At 47.0% G+C, this 19,214-nt stretch carries 12 protein-coding genes; 3 read left to right on the forward strand and 9 right to left on the reverse strand.

Annotated elements, in window-relative coordinates; all coding sequences use genetic code 11:
* Nucleotides 1-6: 6 nt before the first annotated feature.
* The 3 genes from AAC033_RS03370 to AAC033_RS03380 form a co-directional block, all read right to left on the reverse strand.
* Nucleotides 7-303: a type II toxin-antitoxin system HigB family toxin gene (locus AAC033_RS03370; protein ID WP_339735389.1), complete on the reverse strand. Its 297-nt coding sequence runs from the start codon at nt 301-303 to the stop codon at nt 7-9.
* An 81-nt stretch (nt 304-384) separates the two neighbouring features.
* The gene (locus AAC033_RS03375) at nt 385-744 is read right to left on the reverse strand and encodes a hypothetical protein (RefSeq protein ID WP_339735391.1); all 360 of its coding nucleotides are present in this window, start codon (nt 742-744) and stop codon (nt 385-387) included.
* Between the two features lie 22 nt (nt 745-766).
* Complete coding sequence (locus AAC033_RS03380; RefSeq protein WP_339735393.1) at nt 767-2,260, reverse strand: serpin family protein; 1,494 nt, start codon at nt 2,258-2,260, stop codon at nt 767-769.
* A gap of 552 nt (nt 2,261-2,812) precedes the next feature.
* Here AAC033_RS03380 and AAC033_RS03385 point away from each other — a divergent pair.
* The 3 genes from AAC033_RS03385 to AAC033_RS03395 all read left to right on the forward strand — a co-directional run bounded on the left by AAC033_RS03385 (nt 2,813) and on the right by AAC033_RS03395 (nt 4,439).
* Entirely contained in the window at nt 2,813-3,559 is a 747-nt protein-coding gene (locus AAC033_RS03385) for a lysophospholipid acyltransferase family protein (RefSeq protein WP_339735395.1), read from the forward strand.
* 382 nt (nt 3,560-3,941) lie between these two features.
* Nucleotides 3,942-4,148, forward strand: coding sequence for a (4Fe-4S)-binding protein (locus AAC033_RS03390; RefSeq protein ID WP_339735398.1), 207 nt, complete (start codon nt 3,942-3,944; stop codon nt 4,146-4,148).
* Between the two features lie 6 nt (nt 4,149-4,154).
* Nucleotides 4,155-4,439 carry a GNAT family N-acetyltransferase gene (locus AAC033_RS03395; protein ID WP_339735400.1) on the forward strand — a complete coding sequence of 95 codons (285 nt, stop codon included), beginning with the start codon at nt 4,155-4,157 and terminating at the stop codon, nt 4,437-4,439.
* Between the two features lie 44 nt (nt 4,440-4,483).
* On the opposite strand, the gene AAC033_RS03400 is transcribed toward AAC033_RS03395, so the two are convergent.
* The 6 genes from AAC033_RS03400 to AAC033_RS03425 all read right to left on the reverse strand — a co-directional run bounded on the left by AAC033_RS03400 (nt 4,484) and on the right by AAC033_RS03425 (nt 19,208).
* Entirely contained in the window at nt 4,484-5,200 is a 717-nt protein-coding gene (locus AAC033_RS03400) for a hypothetical protein (RefSeq protein ID WP_339735402.1), read from the reverse strand.
* A gap of 130 nt (nt 5,201-5,330) precedes the next feature.
* Nucleotides 5,331-10,046: an efflux RND transporter permease subunit gene (locus AAC033_RS03405; RefSeq protein WP_339735403.1), complete on the reverse strand. Its 4,716-nt coding sequence runs from the start codon at nt 10,044-10,046 to the stop codon at nt 5,331-5,333.
* 61 nt (nt 10,047-10,107) lie between these two features.
* Nucleotides 10,108-13,188 (reverse strand): efflux RND transporter permease subunit, encoded by a 3,081-nt coding sequence (locus AAC033_RS03410; protein WP_339735405.1) that lies wholly within the window; start codon nt 13,186-13,188, stop codon nt 10,108-10,110.
* 12 nt (nt 13,189-13,200) lie between these two features.
* Nucleotides 13,201-14,259: an efflux RND transporter periplasmic adaptor subunit gene (locus AAC033_RS03415; protein WP_339735406.1), complete on the reverse strand. Its 1,059-nt coding sequence runs from the start codon at nt 14,257-14,259 to the stop codon at nt 13,201-13,203.
* Between the two features lie 28 nt (nt 14,260-14,287).
* A complete protein-coding gene (locus AAC033_RS03420; protein ID WP_339735408.1) occupies nt 14,288-15,862 on the reverse strand; it encodes a TolC family protein in 1,575 nt (524 codons plus the stop codon).
* Nucleotides 15,863-15,875: 13 nt separating this feature from the next.
* On the reverse strand, nt 15,876-19,208 hold the full coding sequence (locus AAC033_RS03425) for an ABC transporter permease subunit (RefSeq protein ID WP_339735410.1): 3,333 nt from the start codon (nt 19,206-19,208) through the stop codon (nt 15,876-15,878).
* Between the last annotated feature and the right edge of the window lie 6 nt (nt 19,209-19,214).

The raw sequence follows: 19,214 nt of genomic DNA on the forward strand, positions 1-19,214 counted from the left end.
TAATTATTAAATCGTATTCGCGTCAATTTTATCGTATTCAGAATGAGTACCGATGAATCGAACAAATGCCAGCTGATATTCAAGGTTGAATTTTATAACCAATCCATATGAATTGCCTTTGATGTTAAAAACAATCCTGCCGTCTTTTAAAATACTCGCATTGGCATAACTTTGCCTGACATCATTGGGCGTTAGCCAATCTGAATTCATTGCAGTATCGTACCATGTTTTTAAATATTGTTCCGAATCAGGATATTTTGCCCAAAACTCTCTCAATGTACTTTTTGCCAATATTCGCTTCATAGTTCTTAAATTGAGAACAAAGATAGTTTGATATTCCCAAATCGGGAACTTTTTTTTGACGAATGTTTTTCAAATCACACTTTATAATTCCCTTCCTATTCGCCTTTTCGACTTTGCTAACCCCATAATCGCCCAAAGCAGGAATAAGATCGATACAATCGTGCTTGCAGTCGCTATCAAATTGATCTTCTTCAACTTGCTCAAGGCAGCGACATTTTCTTTATTCTCAATTCCTTGGGAAGAAATTGTTTGGTCAAGCGCTTCAAGAAAATTGATGTTTTCGCTCAAAGTAAGATTTCGCGGTGGTGACTCTCCCTGATCATTGACCGCATTGAGTTGAATTTCCTTAAGATAGGTTTTAACGAATTTAAAATAGATTCCGGTCGACAATACAATCGTCGAAATAATCAGCACGGCAATCATCAAAGTTTTTTTTCTCATTCTATCGGGTTTACAAATTTAGTCAGATTTCGTTGACGGTTAGCGGATCATCCACGCGGCCCATAAACAGGATGGCTCCGGTGCTTTTTTCCCGAATCAGGTACAAAAACGGGCGATTGCCAAAGAAACGTACCGGCTCAACGGGCTCTGTCTGGCGGCCAAATCCGATCATGACTACAGATGTTGCGGCAGCCGCCTCGGTTCCTTCTTCGTTCACTTCAACAAAGGTTTTTTGCCTGATGTTGGAAACAAACAAATCATCATCGGAGATCTTGTTGAAGCCTCCGGTAAAGATTTTTCCCATGCCTGATTTTCTTGTGGGTTCATCGAGCAAAAAATCGTTTTCGATTTTGAAGCGTGGCAATTTCAACCAGACTTTCTGCCGCTTCATCTGGTTCAAGGCATTTCCCCATTTTTCGTTATCCAGATAGTCAATTAGTTGATTGATATGCTTGTCTTTCGACGGCAGAACCGCGACCATGCTGAACGCCCGGTTTCCATAATCCAATTCAACCAGCTGCAAGTGCTCATCGGTGTAATAAGCCAGGAACGAGGTCTGCTCCATCATATTCACCTTTTTCTTTTGATCATTGGTTTTGGTAAACGTGTCCGGTTTTGTATCCTCCTGATCAAACTTGACATCCTGCTGCCATTTGCTTTTGAAATAGACGGCATTGACCAAGTACATCATCAGATCATCGGGGATGGAGGCGCCAACGATTTGCTTGATCCGATTATTGGTTTGATCGGCCACCCAACGGTTGATCGTGCCGGCGGCATTGGAATTACCAAAATCAAGCGCCTGCACCTCCGCTTCAAAATATTCCTTCCCGATTTCTACAAAATCGCTCTTTGCCGAAAAGCTATCCCGATACCAAATCGAATTGGCTACAGCAAGCGCTGTCGTCGGGTCAACCCTTAACAAAGCCTCGGCTATCTTTTGGTAATATTCATTGATTTCGGCGTCGGAAAAATCTGCCAGCCCGAGTGCTTGAATCATTTCGTCGCGGGTATCGCCCGACGCACCGTTGTAGAGCATTCCAAGAATCATATTCAGGCTGAATGGGGAGAAGAGCACGTTCTCTCCCTCCTGCTTAGCCACTTCCCGAAAGAATTGAAAGGCAACACGATTATCAGCCTCCGCTTTCTCGCGCTGTTTGCTTGTCAGCTTAATGGCTTGCGCAGGCTGAAGCCCCTTCGTAAACTCATCTTCCACCATGACACAGTTCACCTGTTGGCTATCGACCGTAATGTCCTGATCGACAAAACCCAAATATTGGAAACGCAGAATTGCATTTTCGGGAACATCGATTGAATACGTTCCATCACTATCCGATAATACGCCTGTGGTTGTTCCCTTTATAGTAACCGTAGCACCAACCAGGGGCTCGCCCGAGTCGTCGGTTACGGTACCCGAAACGGCCCGCGTAGCAGTTGCCTCCTGAGCCTGTAAGTGTATGGTCGCCATGCAAGCCACTGCTATTGCGACAAATAAAACTGTAATTCGCTTTCTCATTTTATTGGATCTGGCTTTGATAATCATTGATCTCGTTTATTTTTGGGATTTTCACCCAATATTCTGATAAGCAACTGTTAAATTTAGAAAAAATATTTTTTATTATTGTTAGTAAATGGCGTGCTGAAAGAAAAAAGATTGACAACCCCAAACGTTTATTAACGGTTTCATCCGTACTTCTTTAAACTTTAACAGCTATTAGATACATTTTTAATACCGATGAGATTTTTTTTATGATGGGTATTATACTTTCAATACATTCTTCCCCATTATCCATCAACGCCTTAGACAAGGGGCATCAGGTACTTGTGCTTTATCGCTGATCTCGGGGGAAAAGAGAAGAGACTCCGACACCCGGGGTGGTGCAAGCCGCTGGCAGATTCTGAAACAAGTTCGCAATGACGCCGCGATTGCGCTGGTTCGTACAGTTAGACGGTTTTTAAATCATTCTCATTCCTGCATTCGTGGCTTATCCAGAAGTATGCCTGCAAGCAGATGTATCTTTCCCATATTTTTTGTTCTTTTGTGGCATCAAAATCAATTTATTTTGCGATGAAAAACGTGCTTGGATATTTGCTGACACCGATCTTCTGGCTGGTTTTTGGCTTGTTGCTGCTGGTGTTTCACCCCACCCAAATGATTTGCCGGCGGTTAGGTGGTTACCACCTGCGGAAAAAGTCGGTTGATGTGCTCAACTTCTTTTTGGTTTACAGTCTGACCATTATGGGCTGCCGGATTCGTTTCCGGGGTTTTGAACTGCTTCCTGAAGGACGCCCTTTTATTATCGTATCCAATCATCAAAATACGCTGGATATTCCACCCATCGTTTGGGGTTTTCGGAAACATCATCCCAAGTTTGTGTCGAAGAAAGAACTGGGCAAGGGCATCCCCAGCATTTCGTATAACCTCCGCCATGGCGGCTCGGCCTTGATTGACCGCAAAAATGGCAGGCAATCAATTGTGGAAATTACCAAACTGGGAAAACACATCGAAAAAGAAAACTACAGTGCCAGCATTTTTCCCGAAGGAACGCGTAGCAAGACGGGACAGGTGGGCCATTTTCAACCTGCCGGAATTGCCACCTTGTTGCGTGCCGCTCCCTCATCGTTAATTATTCCTTTTGTTATTGATGGCAATAGCCAGGTGATGAAAAATGGGTACTATCCAATGACTTTTGGGACACGGCTAACCTACACCGTTTTACCTCCCATCGATCCGGCCGGCCGGGATTTGAAAGAACTCACACTGGAGATTGAACAACAAATCAAAAAACACCTGGGACAGGAGAGTATTGGATAATTGGGGATTGGTCATTTTGTCATTTGATAGTCATTTATCGCCGGCTGTTGGAATTTGGAACTTGCTATCGCCCGCTTGGTGAGCCTTCCGGTCCGGCAACCGCTGGACAGGATCTGTCAACGAGTTGTAAGATACTGGATGCAAGATGACAAAAGGCGACTGAGACTGAAAACTTCTTGATTGAGGCTTGCAGCTGGATAAACCGCGCCTCGCTTTTGACTTATGCCTTGCAAAGGGCTTGGTGAGCGATTGTCAAAAGATCACTCCTTCACTTTTCAATTCTTTCAGCCCGCGCGAACAATTTGTTAGGTTGTGCGCTTTTATTGTAAGGCATCTGCCCAATGACGTTCGATTAATAACCACATCACGAAAAGTCAAGCCAATGAAAACGAAAGCTTACAGTAACGGAGAAATCACCATCTTATGGAAACCTGACCGCTGCATCCATTCCGGTATATGTGTGAAAACATTGCCCCAGGTGTACAAACCGGGAGAAAGACCGTGGATTCAAATTGAAAACGCAAGCACACAAGCATTGATTGACCAGGTCACCCAATGTCCTTCGGGAGCTTTAAGCATTGAAAAATAGTAGCCGATGGCCAAAATCACACGAGAAAACGAGGGGCAAAAGGGGCGCTTCACAATCTTCGAAGATGGCGAGCCAGCTGGAGAAATGACCTATACCTGGGCGGGTGAATCGCGGATAATCATTGATCACACGGGAGTTGACGACCGATTTGGAGGCAAAGGTTTCGGAAAACAACTGGTGATGGAAGCGGTAACGTATGCCCGTCAGACGGGAATTAAGATCCTGCCACTCTGCCCCTTTGCAAAAAGGGTATTTGACAAGGATTCTTCACTGCAGGACGTCAGGTTTTGAATGACCGCAAGGTCTTTCAAGCAAAAAAGCCAAGAGCTTCGCCACTAAATAAACCGCTCCCGTTTTTGCAGGTTGAACAAGCCGTAAAGGATAAACACCAGCGTGCCGGCCACAAGAAACACCCGGTTTTTCAAGGCGATCCCTTCCCAAATCACCTCGTTCATGTTGCGGGGCGGATTGAACGGATTCATGAAAATATTCCACATGGTTCGTTCAACAGCTTCACTAATAATGAGCAGAAAAACGCCCAGTATAACCATGACCACTGCTGTTCCGTTTCCGTTTTTGATGACCGTTGAAAACATAAAAGCCATGCCACCCAAAAAGAATACCGGAAACATGAGCTGTCGTGTCATCTCAAAGAGATTGACCGGAGTAAGAAAGACGTAGCTTATACCAGCAAAGCCAATCAGCAACAAAAATACCAACACAAACACCAACACCAGTCGCACCAACCACACTTTGTACCGGTAGTCGGGAATCCCAAACAGAATCTCCAGAATACCCGAATCCAGATCGTTTTGAATTCCGAAGGTCATTGGGTAGAAGATCAGCAGGATGGCCGGAAAAAGCAGGGTGTCATACACAAACTCTTCGTCGGGCAGCTCTCCATTCCACACGGCCATGATAGCCACAAAGGCATAAAAGGCAAAAGCTGCCAGCAAAAACCAGATAAATCGGCCGCCAAAGATGATCCGAAAATTGTACTGGATCATTTTTCCCACCAGGTGCAGTGTATTTTTCAGTTTGAGTGTGTTCATATTTCTCTCAATGAATGGTGTTAATAGATCAAGTCATCCTGGACTTGTTTCAGGATCTCATCACTCTGAAACAGATTCCGAAACAAGTTCGGAATGACTCCTCTTAAATTCAGGCAATAATATCGCCCTTCTATTTCAAATCTTTAATTAAGCACAAGTAAGCATCTTCCAGCACCGGCTTGGCCATGATGGCTTCGTCAGCCGGTTTTTCATGACTTAGCATGCGCACGCGAATGTTCTCGCCCACCCGCATGTGGTGGGTCACCATGTGCTTATTCGGCATTCTATCGAACTGAGATGCCGGGACATCGTACTGCCACACCAGGTTGTCAGCCAGGTTCACCATGTCGATCGGTGTGCCGTGGTATTTCACCCGCCCCCGGTTGATGACGGCCACCTGGTTACACGAGCTCGAAATATCTTCGATGATGTGGGTCGAAAAAATGACGATCCGGTTACGGCTGAGCTCCACCAGCAAGTTTCGGAACCGAATTCGTTCGCGAGGGTCTAAGCCGGCTGTCGGTTCATCCACCACCAATATTTTGGGTAGATGAAGCAGAATCTGCGCTATACCAATGCGCTGTTTCATTCCACCCGAGAAAGAGCCAATCTTATCGTTGCGTTTTTCCCACATGTGCACCGACTTCAGAACATATTCAATCCGTTCTTTCCGTTCTTTGGCATCCGTCAGCCCTTTCAGGATCGCCTGGTAATCCAGGAACTCCTGAGAGGGCATATTTTCATAGGTGCCAAACTCCTGTGGCAGGTAACCAATCAAGCCCTGCAGCTCTTCGCGTTTTTCCTGCGTGTCGATGCCATTGATCCACACCTTGCCGTAGCTCTGCTCAAAAATTCCGCAGATAATCCGCATCATGGTTGATTTACCAGCTCCATTGGGCCCAAGCAAACCAAACATGCCGGTACCAATTTCGAGCGAAACGCCATCCAGGGCTTTAAAGGGCACCCGACGTTTTCCGATAACCGGAATTTGTTTCACCAGTCGCAGGGTCGTTCTTCGCAGGTTCCCAAAACGGCCCGTAATCCGGTCGATGTTGACCTTTTCATCGTACAGCCGTTTGGCGGTTACCGAAATCATCAAAGCCAGATACCACAAAACGGCAAAAGCAATGACGAACCCAATAAAGTCGGTTTTCTTCCAAAGAATAAACAGTTCCACCAAAGGCAGCAGCCAGAATAACAGTCGTTTTACGTATTTCTTAATCGCCTTAAAAATGCCTTTCTGGCTTTCCTCGTACCGATGATCCAGGTAAATGGCCACCGGGGTCCAAATCTGGTTGAGGTACAGGTAAACCATAACCAGCATGAAACTGATCCAGAATACCGATCCCAGAAAGAAAAAGGTAAAATAGATCATGAATCCCAGCAAAGGCAATTGCCAGATCAGTTGGTCAAACTCACGGATTGAACGGAATTCCTTTTCCATTCCTGCCCGCCGCCTGATATTCAATCCGCCTTTCCATTCCCTTGCAAAACGCCCCGGACGATCGTAAATTTTTACCAGGTTTTGAATGACAATGTGAATCCCTTCATCGGGAGCAATTAGGCGGGTTCCTGCCTTTTTCAGACTATTCAAAACAAACCAGGTGATTCCCGGAATCAGCACCACGGCCAAAACAGTATCGAGCAATTGCCAGGTCAGATCGTCCACTTCCATGTAGATCATGGTCAAGGTTCCGGCCATTGCCAGTATCTGGAAGGTTTTTAGTTTCCAGTCAAGTTGGTTGAACCACTCCAGTGCACTTTCCAATCCCGAATAAAAGGTCGGAATAAAGATGAGAGTCAACACCGTACTTAAAGCCAGCCCGCCAATGACGATGATGGCAAACGGAGCCCCAATCACACTCACGTACTCGGCTTGTCCCATGGCCAACGGCACCATCGCGACAATGGTGGTGATGGTCGTAATCAAGATGGGCCTCACACGCGACAAGCCAGCAGTCATTAAAGCACGCGGCCGTCTGAAGCCCTGTTTTCGCAGGATATTGCTGTAGTCGATCAGAATAATGCCGTTGTTGACCACCACGCCCAGCAAGATCAGGAAGCCAATCATCGTGTTGGCATTAAACAGACTGTTACCCGTCAGAATGAGTGCCAGCAACGATCCGATGGCAGCCAGCGGAATGGAAAACAACAAGACAAAAGGTGTAGCGAACGATTCAAACACTGATGCCAAAATCATAAAAATCAGGATAATGGCTGCGAGAATCAGGAATTTGAATTCGCCCAAATCATCCTCTTCATGAATAACCTCGGCAGCTACTCCCGCCGGGAAGTTATACGAAGCTACCAGTTCATCAATCTCGAAGCGGTAAGATTCCAGCAGGTCCTTCGACTGCTGCGCTTCACCAATGAGGCTGTAGGTAATTTCAATTTGCTTTTCCTGGTTCACCCGGTTAATGCCAGCCAGGCCCCGGGCATAAACCAACTGGGTAAACTTCTGCAGGTCGTGTAAGCCGCCCGCAGCATCGCTAACCTGCAGCACCTTCAAATCATCCATGGTTCGGGGAGGCTCTTCTTCCAGCGGATCTTCCTCACCCTGCTTGATAATAATTTCGTATTCGTCAAGTCCCTGATTAAATTGCACACCCGTTGATATTTCTCCGGAAAAGGAGTTCAGCTCACTGGTCACTTGGTTCATGCTGATGTTATACTCGGTCATCAACAAAGGATCAAACAACATATGCACCTCCGGACGGTTGTCGGACACGTTGAGCCTGACGCGGTCAATAAAGTCCAATTCATCCAGAAAGTACTCAATATCTTCCGCCACGGTTTGCATCATCTCAAAATCCTGTCCCTTCAGCACCACTTTCTCCTCGTTGCTGCCGATGCCCAACAGCCGCTGAAAGTTCCCCATCATGTTGCGTCCGCCGCCAAAGCCGCCACCTCCGCCGCCGGAGCTACTTTGTTCGAATGAGATTTCGGCCGAACCAATATTTTTGGTCAGTTCGCCCACCGTTGATTTAATCTCGGCAAAGCTACGTCCGTCAATCTTCTCAAAATCTTCCAACAATTTTACGGTTACTACGGCCTCTTCTTCCTCGATGGTACTGATCACATCCTGCTTTTCCTTCAGGTCGGCCAGCTTTTCTTCGATTTTAGTCACTGTTTCATCGGTCGTTTCAAGGCTTGAACCCGACGGCATGGTCACATACAAGTGGATCTGGTCTTCTTCCACTTCCTGCAAAGAACTCACACTAATGGCCAAACTTCCAAATACCGTGATAAAAAAGATGACTACCGCACCGATAATCGTCCCCGCAGGATTACGCATACACGATTTGAGCAACAACAGATACACCTGCACCATCCGGTTGTTGGTCGTCACTTTCTCAAATGAAATGGCCTTTCCGCTTTTGCGCTTCAAAATAAAATGAATGGCCATGGGTACAAAAAGCAGCGCCACCACCAAGGAAACGACCAGCGTTGAAATGATGGAAACCCCGACGTTTTTTCCCAACATCTCGATCATGAAATTGGTCGAGAAAACAAAGGGCAAAAACACGGTGATGGTGGTCAGCGTGGCCGCCACAATCGACCGCCACACCTCGGTTGTCCCTTGGGTGACGGCTGCGTCCGGATCCATCCCTTTGCCGGCCAGCCGGTAAATATTTTCGAGCACCACCACACTGTTGTCAAGCAACATCCCGATGGCCAGCGCCATACCTACAAGTGTCAGACTGTTTAGGGTAATATCGTAGGCATAAAACAGGTTGAAAGCGGTAAACACCGACACCGGAATGGCCAAGGCGATAAACGCAACAATGCGAATATTTTTCAAAAACATCCAAAGTACGAAAACGGCCATCAGGCCTCCGACCAAAGCCAGGTTGATGATCTGATCAATGTTTTCCTCCATGGTTTCGGCGGAATTGTCCTGAATAAACAATTCAACATCTTTGCGTGCCAGTTTCTCATTCAGCTGTGCTACCAGCTCCTGTGTTTTATGCGACAGCTCAATTTGGTTGGCCTGCGAATCATTGATCAGGCGAATGGTCACGGCATCCTGACCATTCACGCGGCTGTAGCTGGTTTCTTCTTTCACGCCAAAACGGACGTTGGCAATATCTTTCAACAAGATTGGGCCTTCGGCAACGACCAGGTTTTCCAGGTCACTCACCTTGCTATACTCTGCGGTGACATGCACAAAGTAGTGCTTTTCCTTTTCCTTCAATGCGCCCACATAGGTACGCGACTGCGAGTTTTGCGAAAGCAGCGAGCGCACCTGCCCCGGCGTAATGTTGTAGGCTTCGCAGGCCTCCATGTTCAGAATCACCTCGATGGATTTTTCCTGCCCGCCGAATACGTTTACACCAGCAATGCCATCCAGGTTTTCCAAGGCAGGTGCAATGTCTTCGTCCGCAATGTTCCGAATCCGATCCACACCCCCGCTTCCACGCGCCTGCAACTCCATAAACTGGCTGCTCATTTGCGACAGGTCCACCCGGTTCACGCTCACCTGAATTCCTTCGGGCAGGTCACCTTGGATCTCATTGATTTTCTCCTGAAGTTTGAGGTAGGCGAAACTGAAATCAACCCCTTTCTGATAGTAAACAACAACGGTTCCCATGCGGGATGTGATGTTCGACTCCAGCGACTCAATGCCTTCGAGCGTTCCCACAGCGCCTTCAATGGGAACAACCACCTGATTTTCGAGGTACTCCGGATCAGCTTCCTGGGTTGAAACAGCCTGAACAAACAAGAACGGGAGCTCTGCGTTGGGCAATAGCTCCACGCCCAGTTGCTTATAGGACACGTACCCCAGCAGGGTCAATCCAATAAACAACATGCTGATCAGAGTCTTTCTATCGATTATAAATTTCATTGGTCTATTTCCTATTTCGCTGTTTGCCATTTACAAATTGTAAATGGCAAATGAGCAAACGTCAATTATGATTTTTGATCCGGTCTTTAATGCCTTCAATGGCTTCGTACATGCACGGAATAACAACCAAGGTCAACAAGGTTGAAGTCACCAGCCCACCGATAACAGCCAGCGCCATGGGTGAACGCAGTGAAGCGCTTTCGCCAAGTCCTAGCGTAAGCGGAAACAACGCCAGAATCGTGGTTAAACTCGTCATGATGATCGGCCGAATCCGTTGCTGTCCGGCCTGCAAAATTGCTTCCAGACGTTCCATGCCGTCATTTCTAAGCTGTAGAATTCGGTCAACAAAGATGATGGAGTCGTTTACCGCGATACCCACCAGCATGATGATCCCAATGTATGCCATGATGTTGAGCGTTTTGCCCAGCACAAAGAACACCAGAATGGAACCAACCACCGCCAGCGGAATGGTAAGCAAAATGGTGAATGGATGCAACAGCGACTCAAACTGAGAGGCCAATACCATATACACCAATACGATTGACAGAAGCAGCGCGAAGCTTAAACTGGCCATCGACTCTTTTCGCTTGGCTTCTTCGCCGCTGATGTTGATCTGGTAATCAGGTGGGATATTCACTGGCGCAATGGCTTCCTGAATGTCTTTAACTGCCCGGTCGAGGGGCATATCTTTTTCGAGTTGCCCGGTAATTTTACCTATACGGTTTTGGTTACGCCGGTAAACTTCTTTAGGCGATTGTCCAATCCGAATTTCGGCAAGTTCGTTCACCATAAAATCCTGATCGGCACTCGAAATCATTAGTTCATCCAACTGCGACAACCCTTTGTCGGGCACCTTTATGGTGATGTCCTGCATTTCGCCTTCACGTTTCACCTGCCCGGCATCCTGACCAACCAGTTGATCCTGTATCTGGGAAATAATATTGGTCACACTCAGGTTGTACATCCCGGCACGCAGGCGATCAACCAAAATCTCCACTTCAGGCGACCCTTCTTCCAAGGATGATTCAAAGTTGTACATGCCCGGCAAACCCTCTACCCGGCTTTTCACTTCGGCGGCAAGCGTTTCGATCACCTCCAGGTCTTCACCCTGAACTTCAATAACCAAAGGAGCTTCGTCCGTTCCCATGATGCTTTTCAGTGCTGTTTCATCCTGCTGATAGCTGATTTCCATGCCTGGAATCTCACCCACCGCCTGACTGATCTTACGGATCGCATCGGTGGAAGCCAGTCGACTTTCGGTACTCAAAATCAGTTTGATCGTGGCCGTATTCTCACCTTCAAAAATGTCGGTTGCCGCCCCACCTATTCCGCTTGATGGCCCCACATGACTGAAGACCGTCTCCAGGTTCTCGCCAAGCAATTCCGTCACAATGGCTTCCATGCTTTCAACAGCGGCAGCGGTTCGCGCCAGCCTCGTTCCTTCCTGCATCCGGATGTCCATGCTAAACTCGCGGGTTTCCGTTTTTGGCATAAACTCGGTCCCTATGAAGGGAAGCAACAAAGCCGATCCACCTACAAGAATGGTGGCCAGCACAATAATCGTCCACTTCAATTTCAATATTTTCGCAAGGAAACGTCCGTAGCCTTTCACCTGAACTGAACGTGACCGGACTTTCTTTTTCTTATTTCTGTAGAACAGGTCGAACAACATGGGAATAACCAGAATGGCTACTGCCAGTGATGAAACCAGCGAGAAAGCCACCGTCCAGGCCTGGTCCTTGAAGAGTTCGCCCGAAGCGCCATGCAGATAAACGATGGGCAAAAACACGATGATCGTGGTAATCGTGGAAGCCGTGATGGCTCCACCCACCTGGGCCGTTCCTTCAATGGCTGCCTCGCGAACAGACATGCCTGACTCGTGGTTTCGAAAAATGTTTTCCATCACCACAATGGCATTGTCAACCAGCATACCGGCGCCCAGCGCCAACCCTCCCAAAGTCATAATATTCAGGCTAAGCCCATTGAAGTACATGAGGTTAAAAGTTGCAATAATGGAAATGGGAATGGCAATGCTGATGATTAAAGTGCTGCCAACCCGACGCAGGAAAAGAAACAGCACGAAGATGGCCAGCACAATCCCAAACAAGGCCGATTCTTCCACTTCGTTAATTGCATCGCTGATAAAACTTCCCTGGTTGGTGACCAGTTGCAATTCGTAACCGGGCAGGGCTTTTTGAATGTTTTTAAGACCTTCGTTAATTTCCTCAACCGCTTTTACGGTGTTAAACTTGGTTTCCTTATAAATGGAGAGGCCCAGGCAACGCTTTCCGTTGAGCCGGACAATATTGTCGGGCTCCTTATTTTGAAAGCTAACCTTGGCCACTTCGCGTAAAAAGATGGGAGCAAATGCCGCTGCTTCGTTGTCGACTGCAACCTGTTTGTAACCCACAATTACATTTTCGAAATCTTCAATATCCGTCAGCAGGCTGACCCCCTTGACCACATAGCGTAATCCCATTTCTTCAATGCTTCCACCCGAAATGCTTTGGTTGAAACTCGCGATGCGACTACTGATTTCATCCATTGTCAGTCCAAAAGCATCGAGCAGGTAGTCACTGGTTTCGATCAACACCTCAATATCTTCGGCACCCGAGACTTCCACTTCGGCCACCCCTTCGAGGCGAATGAGTTCGTTGCGGATATAATTGTCGGCCACCTTCCGCAAATCATTCATGTTATCAATTGTCGGGTGGCTGAGCCCCACCAGCATGACCGGCGACGAGTTGGGGTCGTGCTGGGTGATATTGATGGCATCGATATCTTGGTTTTGAGAGAAGGAAGTCACCGCCTTCTGCAAATCCAGAAAAGCGTCATCCATATTCTTGTTCCAGGCGTACTCCACAGTAATCTGGGCGCTTCCCACCTTCGAAACCGACGACACTTCCACCACATCAGACTGCCGGATGGCCAAGGCTTCGAGGTTCTCTACAAACTGGCTTTCCATCTCTTCCGGCGGTCTTTCGCCCGACTCCAGTTCGATAAACAGGCGCGGGCTGTTCAGGTCCGGGAAAAGGTCAACGCCCAGCTTGTCATACGAGATGTAGCCCAACAGAACCACACCAAGCACCAGCATCAAAATGGTAACCGGGTATTTGACCGAAAATTCGCTTAACTTCTTCACGGTGTTTCCTTTCTATTTGATGATTTTTACTTTCGAACGGCTACGCAAGGTCTCGAACCCTTTCACCACCAGCCGGTCGTTGGCTTTCAGTCCGGAAGTAATCTCCACACGATCCTGATTTTCATATCCCAGGGTGACCTGCTTTTGCTCGGCTGTTCCCTGCTCAACGATGAATACGGATTTACCTCGTTGATTGGAAATGATCACGTCCTTTGGTATAACGATCACGCTGTCCTTCCGGTCCAGGATGATCTCGGCCTGCACAAACATCCCCGGACGCAACTTCAGATCGTCATTGTCAATACTCAGCTTCCCGGCAAAGGTGCGGGTTTCGGTACTGATCGCCGGAGAAAGCTCTTTCACCTCGCCTTGTAGCGTATCTTCAGGCAGCGTATAATTCATTACACGAACTTGCTGACCTTGTTCCAGTTGGTTAATGTATTTCTCAGGCAAATTAACTTCCAACTGCAGTTTTTCGTAGCTCATCAGGCTGACCACTTCGGTTCCATTGGCAACCCTGGTGCCTTGCGTATAGTAAGGCAATTTGGTAATCACCCCGTTGAAGGGGGCGCGTACTTTCATTTTTTCAAGCTGAATCTTGGCCAGTTCATAACTGTCCCGGGCATTCACAGCCGACACTTCAGCATTGCTCAACTCGCTTTGGGTTACCCCACCCTTATCGAACAACGACTTTTGCTTGGTATAGTTTTGCTCCGAAATCCTAAGGTTCAATTCTTTGGCTTCCATCCCCAGATTGTTGACATACTCCTCGTCTTCCAACTCAACAATCACTTGTCCCTTGGCCACGTGGTCGCCCAGCATAAATGGTTTTCCGGTGCGTGGGTTGGTACCCAGCGAATATCTGCCAGCCATTTCAGTCATCAAAGTTGCTTCCTTAGTGGCGGTCACAGTTCCGGTTGTATTAATGGTTTGTTCAATAAACCCGGGTTTTAAATCCTCAACAGAAACGGGAATGGCGATTTCAGCTTCCGAGTCGGCGCTTTGGTTGTTGCACGCTGCCAAACCCAGTAGCGCGAATAAAATAACGGAATGATACAAATTGATCTTCATGGGATTGCGTTTTTAAAAGGATGGCTTTTTAGTTTTCATTATTCTTGATTAATTCTTCGGGAACAATTCCTTTTCCCTGCTCAAAGTCATACAGCGTTTGAATCTTCAGGTTAAGCAATTCAACCTTGTAATCGATCAACGCCTGAGCGTAGGACATTTTCTTTTCCGAAAGCTGTGTTTGGAACAAGTTCAGGTCCATGCTGGTCAGGTCGCCGTTGGCATAACGTTCAAGGTTTATTTCGTAGGTGAGCTGCGCATTTCGTTCATTCTGCTCAGCAATATCAATCTGGTTACGGATATTTTGAAGCGACCGATACACCTGACGAATATCCATGATGATCTGAACCTTCTCCTGTTCAAAACTCAGTTCCTGAGTTTTAATCACGGCTTCCTGCGCTTTGATTCGTGATTTCTTTTCACCCCAGTCAAATAACGGAACGTTGAACGACAACGAAACCCGTGGATTGTTGGTTGGGTTTTCATAGATGTCGCCCAACTTCCGGTTGTCGCCGATAATTCCCACAGAGAGGTTCATGTTTCCCTCGAATTCGTTCAAGGCATTGGTTCTGACCAAATCAAACTGCGACGTTTCAATATCGATCTCGCGCTGACGTAGCTCCATCCGTGAGCCCAAACCATATTCGATGGCCTTTTGCAGATCAACATCCACCGGATTCACATCCACGCTGGTCATCACAGCAATTTCCTCAAAAATGTCCATGCCAATATATTGTTTGAACTGGTCTTTAAAATTTTCCAGACTCACCTGTTGATTTTGCACATTCGACTTGGCAGTCGCGTAGTTGAGCTCGGCCTGGTAGAGTTCTTCCCGGGCAGCCAAGCCAGCATCAACCTTGTTTTTGGTGATCTCATAGCTTTTCTCTGTATTGGCCAATTCATCTTCAGCAATGGTCAAACTCATTTGGGCCATATACACATTGTAGAAATATTGCGTCACCAGTCGCTCCAGGTTGAGTCGCTGCATGGCATAACTCAGGTTCGAGTTTTCCAGATCAAGCTGTAACTCCTTCAACTGCAAGCGCAACCGGTTGTAGGTAAACAGCGGCTGACTGAGGCTCACGTACAGGTTGTTGGTGAAGGAGCGGTCTTCGATATTGTTGATATCGCTGGTGCTCTTTTGCCAGCCAAAGCGATTCACCAGCGAAAGGGTACCATCGGTCACCAAAATAGGCTGCGCAACGGTAAAAGTACCCGATGTTCCTAGCGACTCGTTGGTATACCAGCTTGAATAATAATCGTCAAACGAACGGGTGCGGCTGTACTCAACCGGATTTAAGCTCAGCGAGAACTGCGATTTCAAGGCAGCTTTTTGGGCATTGAGTGATTCCTGCGAACGTTCCAGGTTAAGCAACGATCGTCGAATATCCGGGCTGTTTTGCGAGGCGATCCCCAGAGCCCTCTCCAGGTCCAGCAGTTGCTGACCGAAAACCATGCTGCCTGGAAACAAGGCCAGCAAAATCAGGAATTTGAGTCTTGTGAAAATTGGTTTCATAGGATTAAATTGTTTGCTTTCCAGGGTATCATATGGAACGCGCACTTTAATCATCTTCTTTTGCATTTTGAATGAGTCTGCTCGTTTCATATGAGTCTGTTTTTTATTGTTTTATCAGTTTAATTGCATCGGCCACCACCATACGGGCTTCCGACTGGTTTGTTAATTCTATTTTTGCCGTATCGGGCGAAAAGTAGTAACCACCTAAATAGTTCCAACCGGCCTCTGCTGTTTTCAGGTCAACCAATGCCTCTTCATCGCCATCGTCGTGATGCACAATGAAATGATATTCGCCACCATCATCGCCGCGGCGGCCACGGCCTTCTTCTTTGTAAATATGGGCATAGACCTGATAAAAGCCTTCTTCGGCGATCGGGACATTCCATGTAGCGACTTTTTCGCCTTCGCCCGAGCGCAGATAGTAAGCCGAACGGATGTAAGCACCATAAAAACTGGAATGGGTGGTTAGTGTCCAGTTTCGTGGTGCACGCCAGCCCGAAAAACCCGAATATTTACTCGTGCTTTCTTCCTCTTTGATAAGCAGCTTGCGCAATAAGCTGGTTTCATCCTCTCCAACCACGACAAAACCTGGATCTTCATTGTCCAAAATGATCTCATTGTCCTCGGCAATACGAACGGGTCGATCTACAATGCTTTCACCCTCATAGGGAACCGCTTTTTTATCTTCTTCAATATTGTCGAGCGGAAAACGGATTTCGGAAGGAATATTTTTCGAAGTGAGCGTGTTGATGTTTGCACCCCGCGGGGTACCGCTGAGCAAATAGCTAACTTCCTTGGTTTGGTTTCCTTGCAGATGAATCAATTTATTGATGGTTTCGGACGAACCGCCACCGCCTCCAAACCGACCCGGGCCTCCGCCCAAGCGAAATTCCACCGAAATAATCCCTTCCACATCTTCGGTATTGCTCACTTTAAATTTGACCATGGTTTTCAGTTGGTCACCATCCAACACATTCACAGCATTAACACTTCCGACCAAAAATGCCGGCAAACGGGTACTGCTGAACCAACCTTCCATGTAAGGAATCAGGTCAATGCCAAATTCATCCAGAATAGCATCGTTAAAATCTCGAATGCTCGAAGCTCTAAATTTGACACCCCGCAAATAATCGTACAGAAAGTCTTCAAAAGCTTCTTCCTCCGCTTTGCGTTTAATAATGGAAAATAAGGCTTTGCCTTTTAGCTGAATAACATTGTCTACGATCTGTTTATGGGCGGGATCATCCAGAATCTCTTCAAAACTTTGAGACAACAAAGCCAGGTTCCCCTGTTCATCCTCAGACATCCCTTGCAAGTCGCGCATCCACCCCATACCCGGATTGGCGGTTGCTTGCTTCTTATAAGCTTCAAACACCCGGTCGGCCACCGGCCAGCGATCGGAACGAATATAAAAAGCATAGTTATAGAAGAGCGGGAAGGCATAAAAGGGATTTTGCTTCTCCTCAATCTGCACTTCGCCCTGCGAACGGCTAAAGTCGGGCCGGCCCTGCTCCTGGGTAAAGGTTGCCAGAAAATTTTGTAACACCCGGATCTTTTTTTCTTCTGTTGTCAGGTTCTCATCATCGCGACCACCCCATCGGCGTCGTTGATCCATGCGCCCGTAAAAGTCGGCTTCATCAATCAGCAGGCCTTTTTCGGGATATAAAATCATTTCGGGTTGAATTTGCTCACGGGCACCGCTTAAGACGCGTTCATAGGAATAAAACTGAATGGGAACTTCAACCAGAGAAAAACGCTCAAAGGGATAATATAAATCCACATTTCGTTCAAAATCCTGGATTGCCTCCGTAATGATTCCGGGAATCGTGTCTTTTATTTCTTCAAAAAATTCAGAAAAATAATCATGCCCCTTCCGGTAGTAGATGCTGAACTCCAGCCCGTCAATTTCCTTGTTCATCCGCTCGTAAGCGCCAATAGCCAGCGAAATCTGGGATTGCGCATGCGAGTTGCTAAATACAAAGCGGTTGCCGTCCTCTTCAACGGTTCCCTGCGAAACAGCGGTTAGGCCCGGGCGGGTATTCACTTCGAGCCTGTAGTTGCTAAACTGGCGCGACAGCCATTGTTTGTTTTTCACGCCAAAACCTGCGCCGGGAATCGGATACCAGTTGTTTTCGCGGGTCAGCAGCACATAGTCGGGGGTAATAAAAGCGTGGCGCTTATCAATTTGGTACATGAAATTGCGATAGGCTTCCTGCCGGGTTTCATCATCGATATCCAGAAAACAAGCCGCTTCATTAATATTGCCGTCATACGAAAAAACGAACGTTAACTGCTCACCAGGCTCCACCTTCAAGCCAGTCAATTCAATCAGGCCGAGCTTGCGCTCAAACGCTTGTTCCTTTCCGTTAACAATTAGTCGATTCAATTTCAATCCGGGGTTCAGGCTGAACAAAACGGTTGACAAGGTTTCATTTCCGTCATTTCGTGCTTCCAGCCTGGCCTCGCATGCAATACTCTCACCCTGATGAGTGAGCTGAATGTCGTAGTCTGAAATGGCCAGTTGCTTCACATCCAGGAATTGATCATTCAGGCTGATCATTTCCTCACGCTGGTCCTGATTCTTCAAAAAGGAACCTATATGCAAACTTCCAAGGTAAATGCCTCCGGACAGGGCAATCGTCCCAAATATGAACGAAAAGATGCGCATCGAATCTGAATGCGGCAGACGGCGTAAAAGCAAGATGGTATAAAAAATAAACCCTAGGCCCAAGCAAAAATACATGCCCCGGTGGATCAAAATGGTCTGTAAGTTTCCGAATCCAACGAAATCGGAAAATGTTAGCGGGATGTTAAAAGCCATGTAATCGAACAAGTAATACACCTTATCTTGAAGATAAAACAAGGAAATAGCCACATAGCCCAGCAACACCACAAAGGTAACGGCCTGGTTCCGAATTAATGACATGATCAGAAAAGAAAGCCCCATAATAAAAATCAGGGTTGGCACACTAATCACCAGGAAATAAGCACCATAAGCCAACCAGTTCACCGATGTATTTTTGGTAATCAAATTAAAAATCAAGGCAATCGAAAGAATGATCAGGTTCAGCACGATAAAGACAACAAGGTTACCCAGCGTTTTTCCGATGACATATTCGCCGTTGGTCATCGGTCGCATGTAGATCACTTCGGTGGTGTCCAGCTTTTTATCACGTTTCAGAAAGTCAGACGCCAGAAAAATTGCAATCACCGCCTGAACCACGTTTAGAAACAGCAGATTGGTATAGGGAATAATGGATGGCAGCCCCTTGATCGCCCATTGTCCGGCACCTCCGTTTGATTCGATCAGGACACCAAAGTTGAAAAATGAAAGAAAGACCATCGCCAGAATAGCGAAAATCCGAAAAAACCAGCTTCGTAATAAGGTTTTGGTTTCGTAATGAGCTATTGATCGGATGTTATGGATTGAAATCATGGGTTC

It is taken from the genome of uncultured Sunxiuqinia sp. (assembly GCF_963974515.1).
Classification (GTDB): Bacteria; Bacteroidota; Bacteroidia; order Bacteroidales; family Prolixibacteraceae; genus Sunxiuqinia.